Origin of the sequence: Microvirga sp. CF3062, from assembly GCF_036314045.1 — a bacterium.
Taxonomy (GTDB): domain Bacteria; phylum Pseudomonadota; class Alphaproteobacteria; order Rhizobiales; family Beijerinckiaceae; genus Microvirga.
This window is the reverse complement of record NZ_JAYGGN010000003.1, coordinates 166,378-186,033: the sequence shown is the minus strand read 5'-3', so window position 1 is coordinate 186,033 and position 19,656 is coordinate 166,378. Positions and strand designations below refer to the sequence as shown.

Genomic DNA, 19,656 nt, shown 5'->3' with positions numbered 1-19,656 from the left:
TCGTGCCTGACATCGGCTTCGACATGATCGCGGCGCTTGCCGCGATCTCTTTTTTGGCAGGCTTCGTGGATTCAATTGCCGGGGGCGGCGGACTTCTCACCGTGCCGGCCCTTCTGCTGGCCGGCCTCGATCCGGCACAGGCGATCGCCACAAATAAGGTGCAGGGCTCGGTCGCTGCAGCGTCCGCCACCTATACCTTCGGCAGCAAGGGACTGATCGAGTGGCGGAAGGCCTGGGGCTTCACCCTGGTGGCGTTCGCGAGCAGCATCGGGGGAGCTTTGTGCGTCCAGTTCCTTCCGCGCGCCGTGCTCGAGGTGCTGATCCCGGTCATGCTCATCGCGATGGCGATCTACTTCGCCCTCTCGCGCAAGATGAAGGACGAGGATGCCCATGCCCGCATGACCGCCCTCGCCTTCGGTCTCACGGCGCCCGTCGCCATCGGGTTTTACGACGGTATCTTCGGGCCGGGTGCCGGCTCCTTCTATATGCTCGCCTTCGTGACGCTGCTGGGCTACGGGGTGGTCAAGGCGACCGCCCATACCAAGCTCGTCAATTTCGCGAGCAATTTCGGCAGTCTCCTTCTTTATGCGGCAACAGGCGCGGTGGTGTGGCCTCTGGGTCTGGTCATGGCCGGAGCTTCGCTGCTGGGGGCTCAGGTCGGATCGAGGCTCGCCATGCGACTGGGCTCCCAGCTCATCCGGCCGCTTCTGGTTCTGGTGTCGAGCCTGATGGCGCTCAGGCTCCTGCTCGACCCCGCCAATCCGTGGCGCCAGGGCCTTTCGGCGCTTTTTTGACGCGCAAAGGCCTACGGACGTTGACGTTCGCGGGCATCACGTCTATAAGCCGCCTCACATGAGCCCGCGCGTCCTGCGGGCTCTTCGGTTTCCATGCAATCAACCGATCGCTGCCGGAGCTCTCCTACGGGCTTGAGCTTGGCCATCGGGATTTTAAAAGAACGAGGATGGGCCATGGCCAACACCGTGTCCGCCAAGAAGATGACCCGCAAGATCGCGAAGCGCACCGCGATCAACAAGTCGCGTCGCAGCCGCATGCGGACCTTCGTCCGCAAGGTTGAAGAGGCCATCGCTTCCGGCAACCAGACTGAGGCCGCAGCCGCCCTGCGCGCCGCCGAGCCGGAGATGATGCGCGCGGCCCAGAAGGGTATCGTGCACAAGAACACCGCGTCGCGGAAGGTCTCGCGCCTCGCGAGCCGCATCAAGACGCTGAGCGCTTAAAAAGCAGCCCTCAAAAGCTGTCTTTTCATTACGAATTAGACCCGGCCGAGAGGCCGGGTTTTTTCGTGTTTGATGTTCGATTCTACGCCTGAATTTTATCCACATGGCAGCTTGACTTTATCCCCGCATAACGGGGTGAGGGTTCAACAGCCCAGATTCAAAATGCACATAAAAGATGAAGTGCATTCAAGAGCTTAGCAGGCAAAGCATCGCGAAGCATCAGAATCACCCTCGGATTCGGGGCGAATCGGTTGTGAATCAAGGTTGCGCGAAAACTCTTTTTCGGTCCTGAGCACAGGCTGTGATGACACAGTGAATCAGTTGAAGAGTCAGCGCTTTACAGCTCAGATTCAAAACCTGTGGACGAGGCTGTGAACGCAGCCGGGTGCGTCCAGAGGGTTGTGACTCGACTCGAGTATATTGCACGCGCTCCCGCACCCTGTGTAAGGTCAGCCTGCTTCAACGGCTCGCCGTTAAATCATTCACTCGAAGCCTGAATCAAAAACACCATTTGCGGGGATCAGTCGTTGTTTCATTCTCCCAAGAAGCAGACGAAGGCTCATCCTTTACCAAGGGAAGACTTGACCGATCTTGAGTGAAGACAAAGGGGATGGCCGTTGACGATCATCTCCACTTAAAAACGAACGAATAATCTTTTGTACAATTTGGGGGTGGCACGTTTTGAACAACCTGTGAGGCATCTGTGCCTTGGTGTTCAGAACGGGACATGCGTGGGGGTTTCCAACCTTAATAAGGGGAAGCCTCGTGGAGGACATTGATGTATCGCAGCGAAGATCACCGAACCTTTGCCGCTCCGAGCGAGAACGGCATGGATGTTCCGGGCGAGCAATCGGCGTCTGAAGTTTGGGCGCGGGTCAAACGCCGTCTCAGGGCCGAACTGGGCGAGGACATCTTCGCCAGCTGGTTTGGTCGCCTGGAGCTGGATTCGGTGATCGAGGGATGCGCTTATCTGACCGTCCCCACCCGCTTCCTGAAGAGCTGGATCGAATCCCACTATGCCGACCGAGTGCTGACGGTTTATCGCTCGGAAGCCGGTGACGTGGAGCGCGTGTCCATCGGCGTGCGCAGCAGCCTCAGTCGGGATCCTGCAACTCAGCGCCGGACGAGCGAAGCTCCGCGTCCGTCTTCTGCTCCTTCCATGGCCATGCCGAGCATGAATCATGAGATCAAGGCTTCTTCTGCACCCTCCTCTCAGGAGGAGCGCGGCGAGGCCGGCGAACTTGGCGGCGCCCCGCTCGATCCCCGGCTCACGTTCGAGAGCTTCATCGTCGGTCGCTCCAATGCGCTTGCCCATGCGGCTGCGGATCGGGTCGCCCACGCGCAGAACGGGCAGGCTATCTACAACCCGCTCTACCTTCATGCAGGCGTTGGCCTCGGCAAGACGCATCTTCTGCATGCTGTCGGCCATGCGGTGCGCTCACAGGGACGCCGGGTGATCTATCTCACGGCGGACCGCTTCATGTACGGCTTCGTCGCCTCCCTGAAGGCGCAGACGTCGCTCGCCTTCAAGGAACGCCTGCGCGGCATCGACCTGCTCATCATAGACGACGTGCAGTTCATCCAGGGCAAGCAGATCCAGCAGGAATTCGGCCACACCCTGAACGCTCTCATCGATGCGGGCCGTCAGATCGTGATCGCCGCCGACCGCCCGCCGGCGGATCTGGAGAATCTCGACGAGCGGGTGCGCTCGCGCCTTGCCGGCGGCCTCGTGGTCGAGGTCAGCTCCCTCGACGAGGCGCTTCGCACCTCGATCCTCACCACCCGGATCGAAGCGCTGAAAACGATCCATCCCACCTTCGAGGTGGGGCCGAACGTGATCGCTTTCGTGGCCCGCTCCATCACGGCCAACGGCCGCGATCTCGAAGGCGCCGTGAACCGCCTTCTGGCCCACGCGACGCTCACCAGTTCCGCCATTACCCTGGAGACCGCCGAGACCGCGATCCGCGATCTCGTGCGCAACCGGGAGCCCAAGCGGGTCAAGATCGAGGACATCCAGAAGCTGGTGGCCTCGCGCTACAACGTCTCCCGTTCCGACATCCTGTCGGAGCGCCGCACTGCCGCCGTGGTGAAACCGCGCCAGATCGCCATGTACCTTTCCAAGGTGCTGACGCTGCGTTCACTGCCCGAGATCGGCCGCCGCTTCGGCGGGCGCGACCACACCACGGTGCTCCACGCCGTGCGCAAGATCGAAAAAGCCTTGGGCGAGGACCACGCGCTCTCCGACGAGGTCGAACTCCTCAAGCGCATGCTGCAGGAATAGGGCGATCGAGGCCTGGAAAGCCCCGGTGTCGGGGCCGGAAAGGCCCCGGCCTTGCTTTCTCCGCCGACAAAAGCCAATCTTGCTGCCCTGCTTGTCCCGCTCAAGGGCAACCCTGCCGCGGGCATGAGCCAAGAATTTCACCGAAACCGGATATCGAAGGTTATGAGAGTTACCGTTGAGCGCGCCGCTCTGCTGAAGGCGCTGGGGCACGTGCACCGCGTCGTCGAGCGCCGCAACACCATTCCGATCCTGTCCAACGTCCTGCTGCGGGCGGACGAGGGCTCCTTACGCCTGAAGGCCACGGACCTCGATATCGAGGTGACGGAGACGATTCCGGCCGACATTACGGAGGCCGGCTCCACCACCGTTCCGGCCTACATGATCTACGACATCGTACGCAAATTGCCGGACGGGGCGCAGGTCTCGCTCGAAATGACCCCGGACATGGGCCAGATGCAGATCCGCTCCGGCCGCTCGCGCTTCATGCTGCAGGCCCTGCCTGAGAGCGACTTCCCGGATCTCGCCGCCGGCGACCTGCCGCACCGCTTCACGCTTCCCGCCTCCGACCTCAAGCGCCTGATCGAGAAGACCCAGTTCGCGATCTCGACGGAAGAAACCCGCTATTACCTGAACGGCATCTATCTCCACACGATAGATGCCGGCGGCGCCATTGTCATGCGCGCGGTCGCCACCGACGGCCATCGCCTCGCGCGGGTCGAGATCCCGGCGCCTGCCGGCTCGGAGGGCATGCCGGGCATCATCATCCCGCGCAAGGCCGTGGCCGAGATCGTCAAGCTCGTGGAAGACGGCTCGGAGAGCATCACGGTCGAATTGTCCTCCGCCAAGGTGCGGCTGACCTTTGATGGCGTGGTGCTGACCTCCAAGCTCATCGACGGTACTTTCCCCGACTACCAGCGGGTCATCCCGGCCGGGAACGACAAGGTCCTTGTGGTCGAGCGCGCTGATTTCTCGAAGGCGGTGGACCGTGTCTCGACGATCTCGTCGGAGCGCGGCCGCGCGGTGAAGCTGGCGCTCGGCGACGGACGCCTGACGCTCACCGTCAACAATCCGGATTCGGGCAGCGCGACGGAAGAGATCGAGGTCGATTACGATGCGGCTCCGATCGATATCGGCTTCAACGCCCGCTATCTCCTCGACATCGCATCCCAGCTCGACGGTGACACCGCCGTGTTCAGGCTCGCCGATCCGGGCTCTCCCACGATCATCCAGGACCGGGAAGGCGCCGCCGCCCTCTACGTCCTGATGCCGATGCGGGTGTAAGCCACTTTAGATGTTGGTCATCCCGGACGCCGCAGGCGATCCGGGATCGTCTTCAGAATAAAGCGCCACTTCTCGTCCTGCGATCCCGGGTTCTGCTCCGCAGCCCCGGGATGACGCTTCTGTAAACGCCGACGCTTGATCTTTCGCGCCTGCTCCTGAATGAAGGGGGCGCATGTCCTCCGCCCCCGTTGCCGCTTCCCGAATCGCCCGTCTGATCCTCCAGGATTTCCGCACCTATGCGAGCCTGGACCTCACTGTCTCGCGCCCGCTCGTGGCGCTGGTGGGTGAGAACGGAGCCGGCAAGACGAACGTGCTGGAGGCGATCTCGCTTTTCATGCCGGGGCGGGGCCTGAGGCGCGCGGAGTTCGCCGAGATGGCGCGCAACGAAGGGCCGGGCTCCTTCGCTGTGTCCGTCACCCTCGATGCGCCCTACGGCGAGCACCGGCTCGGCACGGGCATCGAGCATCTGAATGAAGGCTCCCGCGCCTCGCGGGAAGGGTCCCGTGCCTCACGGGTCTGCCGCATCGACGGCATGCCAGCTTCCTCGCCCACCGCTTTTGCCGAGTACCTGCGCATCGTCTGGCTCACCCCCGATCTCGACGCCCTGTTCCGCGGCCCCGCCGGCGACCGGCGCCGCTTTCTCGACCGGCTCGTGCTCGCGGTGGATGCTGAGCACGGCACGCGAGTGAATGCGCTCGAGCGGGCGCTGCGCTCGCGCAATCGTGTGCTGGAGGAGAACTCCGACGACCGCCTCTGGCTCGATGCCCTGGAGCGTGAAGTGGCGGAGCTCGCCATCGCGGTGGCGTCCGCCCGCCGCGAGACGGTGGAGCGCCTCGCGGCCCTGATTCTGGAGACCCGTGAGGAGGATTCCCCCTTCCCCTTCGCCACGATGGGCCTTGAGGGCGACCTCGACACTCTGGTGGCCACCCTGCCCGCCGTCGATGCCGAGGATCGCTACCGGGCCACCTTACGCGACTACCGGTCGCGTGATCGAGCCGCCGGACGCACTCTTGTCGGGCCTCAGGCTTCCGACCTGCTCGTGCGGCATGGACCCAAGGACATTCCGGCCAACACCGCCTCCACCGGCGAGCAGAAGGCGCTGCTCATCGGTCTCGTGCTCGCCCATGCGCGGCTGGTGGCCAGCATGAGCGGCATCGCGCCCTTCGTGCTGCTCGACGAGGTCGCGGCCCATCTCGACCCTCGCCGTCGTGCCGGCCTCTTCACGGCGCTGGAAACCCTTGGCGGACAGGTCTGGATGACGGGGGCGGACCTGAGCCTCTTCGCCGAGCTGGAAGGCCGGGCCGATGTGCTGCAGGTCTTGCCGGGCCAGATCCTTCCTTCAGAATTCCCATCGTAAAGGGACAAGCCATGAAGATGTCAGACATTCCCTTCGGTATGACGGATTGGTCCGACATCGAGCCGATTCTTCACCCTGGCGAAACCGGTCATGCCATATGGCGCACCCGCAGCTTCGGAGACATCCGCGTCCGCATGGTCGAATACACGCCCGGCTATTTCGCCGATCACTGGTGCAGCAAAGGCCATATCCTGCTCGTGCTGGAAGGCGAGCTTCTCACCGAACTCGACGATGGCCGCGTCTTCGCCCTCAAGGCGGGCCAGAGCTATCAGGTAGCCGACGGTGCGGAGCCGCACCGCTCGAAAACTATCCAAGGTGCCAAGCTCTTCATCGTGGACTAAAGTGGCGTCCTGAATACCTTTTAGGAATCCGCCATGGATCTCGCAGGCCTTCTGCTCTTCTCCTCCGCCCTCTTCATCGCCGCGGCGTCGCCGGGGCCGGGCATCGCTGCCATTGTGGCGCGGGTGCTGGGACGCGGCCCTAAAGGGGCAGTGGCGTTCAGCATCGGAGTAGCCTTGGGGGATGTGGTCTGGTTGTCCTTCGCCATCCTGGGGCTCGCCGCCCTCGCGCAGACCTTCCATGGGGTGTTCCTGGTCATCAAGTATCTGGGCGCGGCGTACCTCCTGTACATCGCCTACAAGCTCTGGACGGCACCCATGGCAACGCAGGAGGTGGAGGCGAACGTGAAGGCGGAGAATTCCGCTAAGCTCTTCATGGCAGGTCTCGCCGTGACCATGGGGAATCCGAAAGTTATGGTGTTCTACCTGGCGCTCCTGCCGACCTTCCTTGATCTTACCCGGATCACGCTGCTGGGCTTTGCGGAGCTCGTGGTCGCGACCCTGACGGTGCTCGGTGTGGTCTTTGCCGGCTATATTGCGCTGGCCGCTCGTGCCCGCCGGCTCTTCACCAGCCCACGGGCCGTCCGCATCCTCAACCGGACGACCGGCACGGTTATGGCGGGGGCCGCAGCTGCCGTTGCGGCGCGCTGAGGGGCCTTCAGGGCTGCGGCAAAGAATTATCCTGATTCGGCAGTTTTTCGTGGATTTTCTGCCAGTTTTCACGCGCGCGTGGGCGCGTGGGGGTGAAATTTCAACCATTCGTCCCTAAATAACTGATCTGACGAATCAAAACCCTGGCGCACCCTGTCCTTTCGCTGTGCCTTGAAGGATCCCAAATGGCAGAACCTGCTATCAACGTGAGTGCCGACGCCTATGGCGCGGAATCGATCAAGGTGCTCAAGGGCCTTGATGCGGTGCGCAAGCGGCCGGGCATGTATATCGGCGATACCGATGACGGATCGGGCCTGCACCACATGGTCTATGAGGTGGTGGACAACGCCATCGACGAGGCGCTCGCCGGTCACGCAACGGAAGTCACGGTCACGCTGAACGCCGACGGCTCGGTGACGGTCACCGACAACGGCCGCGGCATCCCCACCGATATCCATCAGGGAGAGGGCATCTCGGCCGCCGAGGTCATCATGACCCAGCTGCACGCGGGCGGTAAGTTCGACCAGAATTCCTACAAGGTCTCCGGCGGTCTGCACGGTGTCGGCGTTTCGGTGGTGAATGCGCTCTCGAGCTGGCTCAAGCTGCGCATCTACCGCAATGGCAAGGCTCACGAGATCGAGTTCAAGCACGGCAATGCCGTGGCGCCTCTGGCCGTCGTCGGCGACGCACCGGACAAGCGCGGAACGGAAGTGACCTTCCTGGCCTCCACCGAAACCTTCACCATGGTGGAGTACGATTACGCCACCCTGGAGCACCGCCTGCGCGAACTCGCCTTCTTGAATTCAGGCGTGCGCATCATCCTGACCGACAAGCGCCATGCGGAGCACAAGCGCGAAGAGCTCATGTACGAGGGCGGCGTCGAGGCCTTCGTGCGCTATCTCGACCGCGCCAAAACACCGTTGATCCAGCAGCCGGTGATGATCCGCGCCGAGAAAGATAGCATCGGCGTCGAGGTGGCTCTGTGGTGGAACGACTCATACCACGAGAACGTGCTCTGCTTCACCAACAACATCCCGCAACGGGATGGCGGCGCGCACCTTGCGGGCTTTCGCGCGGCGCTCACACGCCAGGTAAACGGCTATGCGGAATCCTCAGGCCTTGCGAAGAAGGAGAAGGTTTCGCTCACCGGCGACGATTGCCGCGAGGGCCTGACCGCCGTCGTGTCCGTGAAGGTGCCGGATCCAAAATTCTCGTCGCAGACGAAGGACAAGCTCGTCTCGTCCGAGGTGCGCCCGGCGGTCGAGAACGTGGTCAACGAGGCCCTCAACAATTGGCTCGAAGAGCATCCGCAGGAGGCCCGCACGCTCGTCGGCAAGGTGGTGGAAGCAGCCGCCGCCCGCGAGGCCGCTCGCAAGGCGCGTGAGCTCACCCGCCGCAAGGGAGCACTCGATATCGCGTCGCTCCCCGGCAAGCTCGCCGACTGCCAGGAGCGCGACCCGTCCAAGTGCGAACTCCTGCTCGTCGAGGGCGATTCGGCTGGCGGCTCCGCCAAGCAGGGTCGCAACCGCGCCTTCCAGGCCGTTCTCCCCTTGCGCGGAAAGATCCTCAACGTGGAGCGCGCGCGCTTCGACAAGATGCTGGGCAGCCAGGAGATCGGCACGCTGATCACAGCCCTCGGCACAGGCATCGGCCGTGAGGAGTTCAACCTCGACAAGCTGCGCTACCACCGCATCATCATCATGACGGACGCGGACGTGGACGGCTCGCACATCCGCACCCTGCTGCTCACGTTCTTCTTCCGGCAAATGCCGGAGCTGATCGACCGCGGTTATCTCTACATCGCGCAGCCGCCACTCTATAAGGCGGCCCGCGGCAAGTCCTCGATCTATCTCAAGGACGAGCGCGCGCTGGAAGATTACCTCATCGGCGAGGGCATCGAGAACGCCGCACTGCGCCTTGAAACCGGCGTGGAGTTCCACGGCGACCAGCTGAAAGGCCTGATCGACGAGGCTCGCCTCGTGCGCCAGGTCCTGAACAGCCTGCACACGCGCTATAACCGCAAGGCGGTGGAGCAGGCTGCGACTGCCGGCGCCTTGCGTCCCGACGTCGTGGACGATCCCGACCGCGGTCCTGCCGCTGCGATCTACATCGCCCAGCGTCTCGATGCGATCTCGGAAGAGCTCGAGCGCGGGTGGACCGGCGAGGTTCGCGATGGCGGCTATGTTTTCTCGCGCACCGTACGCGGCGTGACGCAGACCGCAACCCTCGATCAGGCGCTGATCGCCAGCCAGGAAGCGAAGAAGCTCGACGAGCGCGCCAAGTCCCTGCAGGACGTCTATGGGAAACCGGCAAAGCTCGTGCGCAAGAACGACGAGATGCAGATCGACGGTCCGCTCTCGCTGTTCAATGCCGTGCTTGCAGCCGGCCGCAAGGGCCTGCAACTCCAGCGCTACAAAGGCCTCGGCGAAATGACCGCCCAGCAGCTCTGGGAGACCACTCTCGACGCCGACGTGCGCTCGCTCCTGCAGGTGAAGGTGAAGGACACCACCGACGCCGACGATCTCTTCGTCAAGCTCATGGGCGACGTGGTGGAGCCGCGCCGCGAATTCATCCAGGAGAATGCGCTCTCGGTGGCAAACCTGGACGTCTGACAACAGCCCATCAACTTTCAGGAAAGGCGGAGCAGTCGAAAACTGCTCCGCCTTTCTTTTTTGCTCCAAGCTGCATTCCGCATATGGCGAACGCATCGAATTGTGTTTTGCGACCCGTGGACCAGGTTACCCAATAGCCGTGTAGGCTTTCTCCAGCTGGCCGACATCGAGCTTGATCATCTGAAGCATCGCCTCCGTGACCCGACGCACCTTTGCGGCGTCCTTATCCTTCATCATGACACCGAGCCTCGCGGGCACGACCTGCCAGGAGACGCCGTAGCGGTCCGTGATCCAGCCGCATTGCATCGGCGTACCGCCATCCAACAACGTATCCCAGAGCCGGTCGATCTCGGCCTGATCGTTGCAGCTCACGAAAAGCGAGATGGCCGGCGTGAACTGAAAATACGGGCCGCCGTTCAGGGCCATGTAGCTCTCGCCTGCGAGCGTGAACTCCACCAACATGGTGTCTCCCGGATTTCCGCCGGGTGTTTCGACCGTATAGGGCAGCACGGCGTCGATGCGCGAGTCTGGAAGCAGCGAGACATAAAACCGCGCCGCCTCTTCGGCCTTTCCGTCGAACCACAGGCAAGGTGTGATCTTGGACATCGAATGATCCTTCCGGTGATCGTTGGGAGGTGCTTGAACGCTAGCGCAGCAGCGCCCGGATGCGCGGATCGCGCAACCAGAGCCCGGCCCACAGGGCAATGCCCACATAGACGCCGAACAGGATATGGCTGAAGAGCGGACTGCCGACCCGCACATGGGTGGCAACTGCGCCGCCGAGATAAGCGGTGATCAGGATCGCTCCCAGGAAGGCCGTTCGCGGATAGGCGTAGAGAAGGGCTGAGGCGATGAGCACGACACCGAGAGCGCGCCAGGTCATGGGATCCGTCGGCCAGCCGAGCGGGATCACCGTATCGATCACCACCTGAAGCGGCACCAGCTTGATGGCGCCGTCGAACAAGAGGAAGAGAACGACGAGCCCGCTCAAGGCTCGTCCGGTCCAGGCAAGTCCGCTGCTCGTGGAAGCTGTCTCTGCCGTTGCTGTGTGTGGCATCGTGGTCATTCGTTCATCCCCTTCCCCTTTGTTCGATAGCAGCCGACGGGCTTTCAGCGGCTGGCCAGCTTTTCGCTTGTCCGATCGAGCAGTTCGGAGACCTCGGGCGTCACGACCTCTGCAAAATCCGCCATTTCATAGAACGGGCGGATTTCTATCTCGCTCGGGCCGGGCATGGGGTTAGGGCAGCGCTTCACCCACTCGATCGCCTCGGCCATGTCTTTGACCTCCCAGAGCCAGTAGCCGGCAACCAACTCATGGGTCTCGGCAAAGGGCCCGTCGATGACGGTGCGGTTCGGGCCATCGAAGGCCACGCGCTTGCCTTGAGACGAAGGCTTCAGACCATCGCCGGCCAGCATGATGCCGGCATTGACCAGTTCTTCGTTGAACTTGCCCATGGCCTCAAGGAGTTCGGTCGATGGCAGAATGCCCGCCTCGCTGTCCTTCGTCGCCTTCACCAGAACCATCACGCGCATTGTCTTCTCTCCTGTATTCCGCGCAGATCCCATCGGCCTGCCGGTTTTTGCCTTGGCCGGTCGACCAATCAGGCCGACGCCATTTCGCCCATGGTTTCCTTGGCAGCTTCCATATCCATCCACATCACTTCCCAGATGTGGCCGTCGGGGTCCTCGAAGCTGCGGCCGTACATGAAGCCGTAATCCTGCTTCGGGCCGGGATCGATGATGCCGCCGGCCGCTTCGGCATTGGCGAGCGTCCCATCGACATCGCTGCGGCTCTCCGCCGACATGCAGATCAGCACTTCCGTGGTCTCCCGCGCATTCGCGATCTTCTTCGGCGTGAACTGACGAAACTTGTCATGGGTCAGGAGCATCACATGGATAGTCTCGGAAAAGACCATGCAGGCGGCGGTGTGGTCGGTGAACTGCTCGTTCTTCACCGCACCCAGGGCCTCGTAGAAGGCGATGGACTTGGGCAGGTCGCTGACGGGCAGGTTGATGAAGATCAGCTTGGACATGGGCGTTCCCCTTTCGGCTTGTGATTTGACATTGATTCCATGGAAAGTTATTAATAGCAACTATGAAGTTAGAAAAAATAACTGAAAGGCCAGAGACTCGCTCCAAGCGCCATTATGAGGACGCCTGTGCGGCGGCTCACGCGCTTGACCTCGTCGGCGAGCGCTGGGCGCTTCTGGTGATACGCGAGCTGTTGATGGGCCCAAAGCGCTTCAGCGACCTGCGCGAGAGCCTGCCGGGCATCAGCGCCAATGTGCTCACCCAGCGTCTCGAGGGCCTGGAGCGGGCTGGCGTGCTCGTGCGCCGCAAGCTGCCGCCGCCCGCTGCCGCCCAGGTCTACGAGCTGACGGAATGGGGCTATGAGAGCGAGCCGATCTTCCAGGCGCTCGGCCGCTGGGCGGCGCGCTCGCCCCTGCACGACCCGACCTTGCCCTTCAGCACCGCGTCCTTCCTGCTGTCGTTGAGAACGATGCTCGATTCCGAGCGGGCAAAGGGCCTGGAGGCGCGGGTGGGCTTTCGCCTCGGCGAAGAGACGTTCCTGGCGCATCTGACGGAGGGCCGAATCGAGATCACCCGCGGCGCTCTCGACGGCGCCGACCTGATTTTCACCGGCATGCCGCCGGTGTTGGCGGGTGCGATCTATGGCGGGCAGCCGCTGGAAGCGTTGGAAGAGGCTGGCACCCTTCAGGTCGAGGGCGACCGCGTCCTTGCCCGGCGTTTCACTGGTCTGTTCCCCCTGCCGCCGAAGGCCTCCAAGCCAGCCTAACGCAGCGTCTCGTCGAAGAAGGTGAGCAGGCGCTTCCAATGGCGCTCGGCCCCGCGTGCGTCATAGACCCTGCTGTCGGGAACGGCCCAGCCATGCGCCATGCCGACATAGTTCTCGATCACATGGTCGATCTCGGCCCGGCGCAGGGCCTGCGCCAGCACGGCCGACTGCTCCGGCTGGAAGCTCGCCGCCGCGGCGATGCGGTCGGGATAGGCCGCCGCCGCATTGATGGCGCGGCTGCCGCCCATGCAATAGCCGACGGTGCCGATCCTGCCTGTCGCGCCCGCTTGCGTGAGTGCATCCAGGAAGGCCGCGCTGTCGCGCCGGGTCATATCCTGGGTCGTATCACCGATCATGCCCCGCAACGCGGTGCGGCTAGGCTCTTCGCTGAAGGCCGTCTGGGCATCGAAGGGTCCGTAATCGCCGTAGCGATAAAAGAGGTCGGGCAGCAGAACCACATAGCCCTCGCTCGCAAGGCGCTCGGCCATGGCATCGAGCGCGGGACGAGGCCCGAAAGCATCCATGTAGAGGATCACGCCGGGCACCTCCGACGCAGGCCGGTGACTCGGCTGGAACAGGCCGGCCCTGGCGGTTCCGTCTTGGGTCTTGATCGCAATCTCCTGCTTGGCCATGCCCATCTCCCCATCATGCCTGCCGCGGAACCGCTGCTGGCTGCGTGCGTTCCCTGCCCTCTCCTATGACCGCATGGGAGCGCTATTTCAATTCGGCAATGCCGGCAGGCTCCCTTTCCAAGGCATTCAGGATGGCTCCTTCGTCAAAGCCCGGTCAGCAACAACCGCTCGTTCTCGTGCTCGGCGGCGGCAATGCGCTCGGCTCCTACCTCGCGGGCGCCTACGAGTACCTGCAGCAGCGCGAGATCATGCCGCAATGGATCGTCGGCGGGTCCATCGGCGCAGTAACGGGGGCCATCATCGCTGGCAACGCGCCTGAGGATCGCCTGCCGCGGCTCAAGGCGTTCTGGGACGAGGCGATGATCAGCACGCCGGGCCTGCTCGGGCGCGGCACGAAGATCCGACACACCTATAACGAGCTGCACACGATCACCGCTCTCCTGTTCGGCCGGCCTGGCCTGTTCGGACATCGTTTCCCCGGCATGTTCTCGATGCTGCCCTGGATGCCGAGCGACGTGTCGCTCTACGATCACAGCCCTCTTCAGCAGACGCTGGAACGGCTCGTCGATTTCGACCGGCTGAACCGGGCCGACATTCGTCTCACGGTCGGCTGCGTCGATCTCGAAACCGGCGACGATGTGCTCTTCGACAACACCCGCGAGAGGCTGACGCCGGAGCATTTTCTGGCGAGTTCCGCCATCACGCCGATCTTCCCGCCGGTCGAAATTGGCGGGCGTCTGCTCTGCGATCCGGGCTACACCAACAACCTGCCCCTTGAGGTGCCCTTCGCAGAACCCCCGCAGGAGGATTTCACCTGCATCGCCGTCGAGCTGTTCAGCCTTCATGCCGCGCGTCCGGCCTCGCTCGACGCTGCCGCGGAACGGGCCAACGACATGATCTTCGCAAGCCCCACGCGACGGACCCTGAAGGGGCTCAAGCGTGAATATGCGCTGCGTGAGCAACTGGAGCCGGATGGTCCCCAGGCGACGCTGCTGCACATGGCCTATTTTGCGGGAAGCGACGAGCGGGCGGGAAAGACTTTCGACTACTCGCCGTCCTCCATCCGCGACCGCTGGGCCGCCGGGCAGCGCGACATGGAAAAGAGCCTCGCGCTCCTGGATAGCGCTCCTACTGAGCGGCACCGCTTGCGCTACCTTGCCCTGAGCCCGGAGCAGGAGGCGGCCTCGGCGGAAGCCGGCACTGCTGCGTCGGGCATCTGAACGGTCAAGGCCCGCCGGCGAGTGACCCCACCACCGCCATGGTGAGCTCATCGAGATTGACCTGACCTTCGATGGTGATCGTCTCGGCCTCGCCCGTCCTGACGCGCAAGCCCTGCTGACCGCCCTCCGACTGGCGTTTCAGCTCCGCCACGATGGCCTCGCGCACTTGATCCTCGATGTTCATCGCTGTCTCCATTCGAATGATGACATCGGCTGTCGAACGTCGCTGCGGACAGCCCTGTTCCACATCGCCTGCCGGGGCTCAGGCCATGGTCTTGCCGGCCTTATGAATCCTGAACGCCTCCGCCTCCATGGTGCCGCGCTCGTTGTTGCAGGCGGAGCAGGCCAGGACGAGGTTGTCGCGGGTGAGCGGCCCGCCGAGGGATCTCGGATGCACATGGTCGAGGGTTGCGAGATCAGGCCCACGCTTCACCCCGGGGCCGGGGCGGCGTGCAGGGATCCCGCAATAGACGCAGCGCCCTTCGTCACGGGCATAGACATCGTCAAAAAGCTTGATGCGCTGCGCGGCTTTCATAGGGCTGAGGTGCTCTTCGTGCGTTGCAAGTAGCGTGTGGAACCACGGGCAAGCCGGGTGGTTGCTCTTGCAATCACAGGAGCATACGCCATGGTAGACACCCGCCGCAGGAACCGGAACCCCTTCAACGACGACAACGGCTACGGTGACGTGCCCCAGGGCGCCGTGGGCTTCCGCGGCGAGGGCCGGGAATATCCCGGCGGCTACGGCAGCGATGCCGACCCGTTTACCGGAGGCGTGATTGATGACGGACGGGGTGGTCCGCCCGACGACGAGGGCTTCGATCCCGGCTACAGCCGGCCCCGCTCCGGCTACGGCGCCTTCGGCACCCGCGATCCGAACGATGCCGATGTGCGCACCGGTCGGGATGCGGACCGTTCTGCGACAGGCGAGCATCGCGGCCGTGGTCCCAAGGGCTACCGGCGGTCCGACGAGCGCATCCACGAGGATGTGTGCGAGCGCCTGACGGAGGATCCGATGATCGATGCCTCGAACATCGAAGTCCTCGTGAAGGATGGCGAGATCACGCTTAACGGCACCGTCACGAGCCGCGGCCTCAAGCGCCGCGCCGAGGACCTGGCGGAACTCGCCTCGGGCGTCTCGCACGTCCAGAACAATCTTCGCGTCCAGGGTGTCTGAAAAGAGACACCTGTGACCGGCAGCGGAGCATGCCTCTGGATCGCTCCTCAATGGATCATTCTCCCACCGTCATGGCCGGGCTTGTCCCGGCCATCCCGATCATATGAGGCGCTGTGTTCTTCCAATCGAGATCACCGGCACAAGGCCGGTGATGACGACGGGGAGGCCAAAGGAACGTGTTTGTCTTCTCTTTTCCCTGCCTTGAGGGAAACGTCTACATGGCGAGCGGCGAGCTGTCGTAGCGGTGCAGCAGATCCTCGACGTCGCGGTAAACCGCGATGCAGCCGGCATCCCTTAAAGCCTGCTCCGAGAAGCCTCCGGACAGCACGCCGATGGATTTCATCTGCGCCTTGCGGGCCGCCCCCGCATCGTAGGGCGTGTCGCCGATCACCACAGCCTCGTTGGGCGTCAGCGGCGCGAGCTTCGTGAGCGCAGCCTCGAAGATGTCGGGGAAAGGCTTCGAGCGCTCCGCATCGTCAGACGATGTCGCCGAATCGATGAGGTCCGCGATGCCCGCGATCTGCTTGTACTTCTCGACCTCGTCTGCAGTGCCGGACGAGGCTAGCACCGCGTTCTGCCCCGCCGCACGGATGCGCTCGAACAGCGCCCGAACACTGGAGAAAGGGCGCGCCCGGTGCATGTACTCGCGCTTGAAGAGATCGGAGCGGAAATCCTTGATCGTGTCGCCCTGCTCTTCGATCATCTCGGGCGGAAGGAGCCCGTGCAGGATCTGGTCACCGCCCTTGCCGATCTGCGAGCGCATGTCCGGAAAAGCGATCTCGTAGCCAAAGTGCCTGAGCGCCTCCACCCAGGCCTCGGCGTGAAGATCGACGGTGTCGATGAGCGTGCCGTCGATGTCGAAGATGGCTGCTTTGATCATGGGGAGCCTGCTCCGATCCTTTGCCTTCAACCGTGCCTGAGTTTGAAGAACAGGATCGTGCCCGCAAGCATGAGCGTGACGCCGTTCGCAGCGATCAGCGGGATCTCACCTTTCCAGAAACCATAGGTCAGCCAGAGAGCAAGACCGGTGACGAGAACCAGGAACATCTTGAGCGAAATGTCTTTGGTCGAACGCGTCCGCCAGACCCTGACCACCTGCGGGATATAGGCCGAGGTGGTGCAGAGCGCGGCCGCGTAGCCGGTGTAGTCCATGAGGGACATCGAGAGGCACCCTTGCGTTGAGAGGCCTCTAACGTTGCCGGTTCAACGATGTTCCTGCGCCATTCCGTCATGTCTCGAATGGCGGAACAGCAGAAGCGGCTCCAGCGTTGGCGCGCGATCCAAAGCGAGGTGCGACCTTCATGGCCGGCAACATAGATTATACATCGGGCAGACTTCGCGCACGTCCCGAGCAGATTGGAGCGCCCGCCCCCGTAATGCCGGGCCGTCATGCCTTGGGCTTGGACGGCACACGCGACGGCGCTTTCCTGGTGCCAAGCGGGCTTGATCCGGCAAGGCCCGCTCCGCTGATCGTGGCGCTTCATGGCGCCGGCGGTATCGCTACGCATATCCTGGATCTCGTGGCAGCACAGGCGGAGCAGCACGGCATCATCGTGCTCGCGCCCGAGTCGCGCGGCCCCACATGGGATGTGATCCGTGGCGGCTACGGTCCCGATGTCGCTTTCATCGACCGGGCACTGACGAAGGTCTTCGGGCTCCACCCCGTCGACCCGGCGCGCATCGCGGTATCGGGGTTTTCGGATGGGGCTTCGTACGCATTGTCGCTCGGCGTCATCAATGGCGACCTGTTCGACCATATCCTGGCCTTTTCGCCGGGCTTCCTGGTGCCGACAACGACCGCCGACACGCCCCGGATCTTCATCTCCCACGGTGTCCACGACGAGGTGCTGCCCATCGATCCCTGCAGTCGCAGGATCGTGCCTGCGCTTCGCCGCGCCGGCTACGACGTGGATTACCATGAGTTCGACGGCGGGCACGTGGTTCCGCCCGACATGGTCGAGCGTGCAGCGATCCGCTTTCTTGGCTGACGCTCTCCCGCACATTCCGCCTGAATGGACCACAGCGGCGGAGCATGTGTGCGGTCAGGATGCTCATCGGGTTCTCGTGCTCGGCGCCCGCGACACCGGCAAGAGCACGTTCTGCCGCTTCCTCACGGCGACATCCATGCAGTCCGGCCGAAGCACGGCATTGCTCGATACGGATGTCGGTCAGAAAACCATCGGTCCGCCGGCCTGCGTGACCATGAGTGACGCCCAAGGCCTGTCTCTGGCCTTCGTCGGCACGACCAACCCCGTTCTCGGGTGGCAGCGTCTCATCGCGGGTACAGGCCGGCTGGCGCAAAGAACCAAGGCGGATCGTCTCATCGTCAACACCAGCGGGCTTTTGTCGGGACCGGGCCTGCGCCTCAAGGCCCCGAAGATCGACGCATTGCAGTTGGACCTGCTGATCGCCCTCGGAGACGATCCGGCTCTTGCGGCAATCGTCGGCGCTAAACCGTCCCTGCCGGTGCTCCGCCTGCCATCTTCGCCGCAGGCCCGGCGCAAGACCGATGGCGAGCGCCGCGCAGCACGGCGGGAGGCTTTCCGAAGCTATTTTGCGGGTGCAGCCATCCTGCGTCTCAACCGCACGATGATCGAGGAAGCGGGCGCGAATGCTCCTCTTCCGGCCGATCTTCTGGTGGGATTGTCCGACCGGGAAGGCACCGATATCGGCATAGGCGTGCTCTGGAATGCGGTGGGCGAAACGATCGACGTGCTGTCGACCGTTGCCGCAGGCACCATCGCCCGGGCTGTTCCGGGCCTGTTGTGCCTCGACGAGAATTTTGCCGAACGACCTGTTCCGACGCAGCCCCCTCACGACACCTCAGGCTGAGGCATCGGATGGATGGCCGGCTTGTCCGGCTCCGGCGGCAGTTCCGGCATGGATGATGGAATGCTGGATGGGCCGGATGGCGCAGGGGTCTCGGGCGGGATCGGCATGACGGGCATGGGCTCCGTCGGGGGCGGTTTGGGATAAAACTCGTCTGGTTGCGGACGGCTGCTGGCACGGTGTGCGGACAAGTCGCTCTCCCTGGATCCTGTCCCTGACAACCGCCCAGTTCCGGGAAAGGTTCGCCTGCAGCCCTGCCTGAAAAACGGCATGGCCGGTCAGACTTGTGAAACCATAGGACAAACCCTTGGCTTGACCTTACGTCCGTTTGGGGTCACGACGGCTGGGTGGAACAACGAGCCGGAAGAATCATGCGCACAGCCCGATCCCTCGCCCTTCTCGCCTTCCTCCTCGCCGGCTCGACCCTGGCCCAGGCCGCAGACCCCGTGTTCGCGCCCGAACCCATCCAGACGTCCTCGGGCTGGATCGTCACCGTGAAGGGCAACCTGCGGGCGGGGCCGCCCTATCCAGGCTCCGACGATTTCAGCTTCATCGGCTATCCCTCCTTGAGCTTCCGCCGCGCGGGAACGGTCGAGCGCTTTAGCGCTCCCGACGATGGCCTGAGCTTCTCGTTCCTGGACGAGTCCGTGTTCCGCATCGGCGTGGTCGGCCGCTTCGTGGGCGGACGCTACTACGAGGACAATCGGGAACTCGTCGGCCTCGACAAGATCGACTGGGCGGTGGAGCCCGGCGTGTTCGTGGAATACTGGCCCCTGGAGTTCCTGCGCGCCCGCGCCGAGATCCGGCGCGGCTTCGGCGGGCATGAGGGCTTCGTGGCCGATTTCGGTCTCGATGCGGTGCAGCGCTTTGGGGCCGTCACCCTGTCCCTCGGCCCGAGGCTGTCCCTCGGCGACGGCGAATTCACCCGCACCTATTTCGGCGTGACCCCCGAGGAGGCGGCGCTCAACGGACAAGTGACGGCCTATCGGCCTTCCGGCGGCATCACCTCGGTCGGCGCGACCGGCGCCGTCAGCTACGACTGGTCGCAGCAATGGTCGACCACCGCCTTCGTCACCTACAAGCATCTCGTGAGCGACGCCGCCGACAGTCCTATCGTCGAGCGCTTCGGGTCCGAGCATCAGGTCGGCCTGGGGCTCACCGTATCCTATTCGTTCGGCTATACGCCGTAACGGCGATCACTGGTCCTGAAAATAAGAAAGCCGCCCGTGGGGCGGCTTTTTTGTTGTCG

General features: G+C 63.6%; 24 protein-coding genes. 15 read left to right on the top strand and 9 right to left on the bottom strand.

The window, feature by feature from the left end:
• The first annotated feature begins 23 nt into the window (after nucleotides 1-23).
• The 8 genes from VB618_RS07075 to gyrB all read left to right on the top strand — a co-directional run bounded on the left by VB618_RS07075 (nucleotide 24) and on the right by gyrB (nucleotide 9,755).
• Complete coding sequence (locus VB618_RS07075; RefSeq protein WP_329796156.1) at nucleotides 24-794, top strand: TSUP family transporter; 771 nt, start codon at nucleotides 24-26, stop codon at nucleotides 792-794.
• 174 nt (nucleotides 795-968) lie between these two features.
• Nucleotides 969-1,235, top strand: a complete 267-nt coding sequence (rpsT, locus tag VB618_RS07070) for a 30S ribosomal protein S20 (RefSeq protein WP_036354247.1) — start codon at nucleotides 969-971, stop codon at nucleotides 1,233-1,235.
• Nucleotides 1,236-2,064: 829 nt separating this feature from the next.
• Nucleotides 2,065-3,516 carry a chromosomal replication initiator protein DnaA gene (gene dnaA, locus VB618_RS07065; protein WP_329796155.1) on the top strand — a complete coding sequence of 484 codons (1,452 nt, stop codon included), beginning with the start codon at nucleotides 2,065-2,067 and terminating at the stop codon, nucleotides 3,514-3,516.
• 162 nt (nucleotides 3,517-3,678) lie between these two features.
• Nucleotides 3,679-4,797, top strand: a complete 1,119-nt coding sequence (gene dnaN, locus VB618_RS07060) for a DNA polymerase III subunit beta (RefSeq protein WP_329795885.1) — start codon at nucleotides 3,679-3,681, stop codon at nucleotides 4,795-4,797.
• Nucleotides 4,798-4,969: 172 nt separating this feature from the next.
• A complete protein-coding gene (gene recF / locus VB618_RS07055) occupies nucleotides 4,970-6,154 on the top strand; it encodes a DNA replication/repair protein RecF (protein ID WP_329795883.1) in 1,185 nt (394 codons plus the stop codon).
• A gap of 11 nt (nucleotides 6,155-6,165) precedes the next feature.
• Nucleotides 6,166-6,495, top strand: a complete 330-nt coding sequence (locus VB618_RS07050) for a DHCW motif cupin fold protein (protein ID WP_329795882.1) — start codon at nucleotides 6,166-6,168, stop codon at nucleotides 6,493-6,495.
• Between the two features lie 33 nt (nucleotides 6,496-6,528).
• Nucleotides 6,529-7,143, top strand: coding sequence for a LysE family translocator (locus VB618_RS07045; RefSeq protein WP_329795881.1), 615 nt, complete (start codon nucleotides 6,529-6,531; stop codon nucleotides 7,141-7,143).
• A gap of 185 nt (nucleotides 7,144-7,328) precedes the next feature.
• A complete protein-coding gene (gene gyrB, locus VB618_RS07040; RefSeq protein ID WP_329795880.1) occupies nucleotides 7,329-9,755 on the top strand; it encodes a DNA topoisomerase (ATP-hydrolyzing) subunit B in 2,427 nt (808 codons plus the stop codon).
• 126 nt (nucleotides 9,756-9,881) lie between these two features.
• Here gyrB and VB618_RS07035 read toward each other — a convergent pair whose 3' ends face one another.
• From VB618_RS07035 to VB618_RS07020, 4 genes are all read right to left on the bottom strand, one after another.
• Nucleotides 9,882-10,361: a VOC family protein gene (locus tag VB618_RS07035; protein ID WP_329795878.1), complete on the bottom strand. Its 480-nt coding sequence runs from the start codon at nucleotides 10,359-10,361 to the stop codon at nucleotides 9,882-9,884.
• A gap of 40 nt (nucleotides 10,362-10,401) precedes the next feature.
• A complete protein-coding gene (locus VB618_RS07030) occupies nucleotides 10,402-10,821 on the bottom strand; it encodes a DoxX family protein (protein WP_329795876.1) in 420 nt (139 codons plus the stop codon).
• Between the two features lie 44 nt (nucleotides 10,822-10,865).
• Nucleotides 10,866-11,288, bottom strand: a complete 423-nt coding sequence (locus tag VB618_RS07025) for a YciI family protein (protein WP_329795875.1) — start codon at nucleotides 11,286-11,288, stop codon at nucleotides 10,866-10,868.
• 68 nt (nucleotides 11,289-11,356) lie between these two features.
• Complete coding sequence (locus VB618_RS07020; RefSeq protein ID WP_329795874.1) at nucleotides 11,357-11,788, bottom strand: VOC family protein; 432 nt, start codon at nucleotides 11,786-11,788, stop codon at nucleotides 11,357-11,359.
• A gap of 62 nt (nucleotides 11,789-11,850) precedes the next feature.
• On the opposite strand from VB618_RS07020, the gene VB618_RS07015 reads away from it, so the two are divergent.
• Nucleotides 11,851-12,552, top strand: coding sequence for a winged helix-turn-helix transcriptional regulator (locus VB618_RS07015; protein WP_329795873.1), 702 nt, complete (start codon nucleotides 11,851-11,853; stop codon nucleotides 12,550-12,552).
• On the opposite strand, the gene VB618_RS07010 is transcribed toward VB618_RS07015, so the two are convergent.
• The gene (locus tag VB618_RS07010; RefSeq protein ID WP_329795872.1) at nucleotides 12,549-13,184 is read right to left on the bottom strand and encodes a dienelactone hydrolase family protein; all 636 of its coding nucleotides are present in this window, start codon (nucleotides 13,182-13,184) and stop codon (nucleotides 12,549-12,551) included. The two genes, VB618_RS07015 and VB618_RS07010, sit on opposite strands and share 4 nt — an antisense overlap.
• Before the next feature lie 131 nt (nucleotides 13,185-13,315).
• Between VB618_RS07010 and VB618_RS07005 the strand changes: the two genes are divergently transcribed.
• Nucleotides 13,316-14,404, top strand: coding sequence for a patatin-like phospholipase family protein (locus tag VB618_RS07005; protein WP_329795871.1), 1,089 nt, complete (start codon nucleotides 13,316-13,318; stop codon nucleotides 14,402-14,404).
• 4 nt (nucleotides 14,405-14,408) lie between these two features.
• Here VB618_RS07005 and VB618_RS07000 read toward each other — a convergent pair whose 3' ends face one another.
• The gene (locus VB618_RS07000) at nucleotides 14,409-14,588 is read right to left on the bottom strand and encodes a hypothetical protein (protein ID WP_329795870.1); all 180 of its coding nucleotides are present in this window, start codon (nucleotides 14,586-14,588) and stop codon (nucleotides 14,409-14,411) included.
• A 78-nt stretch (nucleotides 14,589-14,666) separates the two neighbouring features.
• Nucleotides 14,667-14,939 carry an HNH endonuclease gene (locus tag VB618_RS06995; RefSeq protein WP_329795869.1) on the bottom strand — a complete coding sequence of 91 codons (273 nt, stop codon included), beginning with the start codon at nucleotides 14,937-14,939 and terminating at the stop codon, nucleotides 14,667-14,669.
• Nucleotides 14,940-15,029: 90 nt separating this feature from the next.
• Here VB618_RS06995 and VB618_RS06990 point away from each other — a divergent pair, with 90 nt between their 5' ends.
• Nucleotides 15,030-15,578, top strand: a complete 549-nt coding sequence (locus tag VB618_RS06990) for a BON domain-containing protein (RefSeq protein ID WP_329795868.1) — start codon at nucleotides 15,030-15,032, stop codon at nucleotides 15,576-15,578.
• Nucleotides 15,579-15,792: 214 nt separating this feature from the next.
• Here VB618_RS06990 and VB618_RS06985 read toward each other — a convergent pair whose 3' ends face one another.
• Entirely contained in the window at nucleotides 15,793-16,458 is a 666-nt protein-coding gene (locus VB618_RS06985; RefSeq protein WP_329795867.1) for an HAD family hydrolase, read from the bottom strand.
• A gap of 26 nt (nucleotides 16,459-16,484) precedes the next feature.
• Nucleotides 16,485-16,739, bottom strand: coding sequence for a SemiSWEET transporter (locus VB618_RS06980; protein WP_442931702.1), 255 nt, complete (start codon nucleotides 16,737-16,739; stop codon nucleotides 16,485-16,487).
• Between the two features lie 140 nt (nucleotides 16,740-16,879).
• On the opposite strand from VB618_RS06980, the gene VB618_RS06975 reads away from it, so the two are divergent.
• The 4 genes from VB618_RS06975 to VB618_RS06960 all read left to right on the top strand — a co-directional run bounded on the left by VB618_RS06975 (nucleotide 16,880) and on the right by VB618_RS06960 (nucleotide 19,597).
• Nucleotides 16,880-17,566: an alpha/beta hydrolase gene (locus tag VB618_RS06975; protein WP_329795866.1), complete on the top strand. Its 687-nt coding sequence runs from the start codon at nucleotides 16,880-16,882 to the stop codon at nucleotides 17,564-17,566.
• On the top strand, nucleotides 17,559-18,410 hold the full coding sequence (locus VB618_RS06970) for a Clp1/GlmU family protein (protein WP_329795865.1): 852 nt from the start codon (nucleotides 17,559-17,561) through the stop codon (nucleotides 18,408-18,410). The genes VB618_RS06975 and VB618_RS06970 overlap by 8 nt, the downstream gene beginning before the upstream one ends.
• A 12-nt stretch (nucleotides 18,411-18,422) precedes the next feature.
• Nucleotides 18,423-18,554 carry a hypothetical protein gene (locus VB618_RS06965; RefSeq protein ID WP_329795864.1) on the top strand — a complete coding sequence of 44 codons (132 nt, stop codon included), beginning with the start codon at nucleotides 18,423-18,425 and terminating at the stop codon, nucleotides 18,552-18,554.
• A gap of 224 nt (nucleotides 18,555-18,778) precedes the next feature.
• Nucleotides 18,779-19,597 carry a MipA/OmpV family protein gene (locus VB618_RS06960; RefSeq protein WP_329795863.1) on the top strand — a complete coding sequence of 273 codons (819 nt, stop codon included), beginning with the start codon at nucleotides 18,779-18,781 and terminating at the stop codon, nucleotides 19,595-19,597.
• The last annotated feature ends 59 nt before the right edge of the window (nucleotides 19,598-19,656 follow it).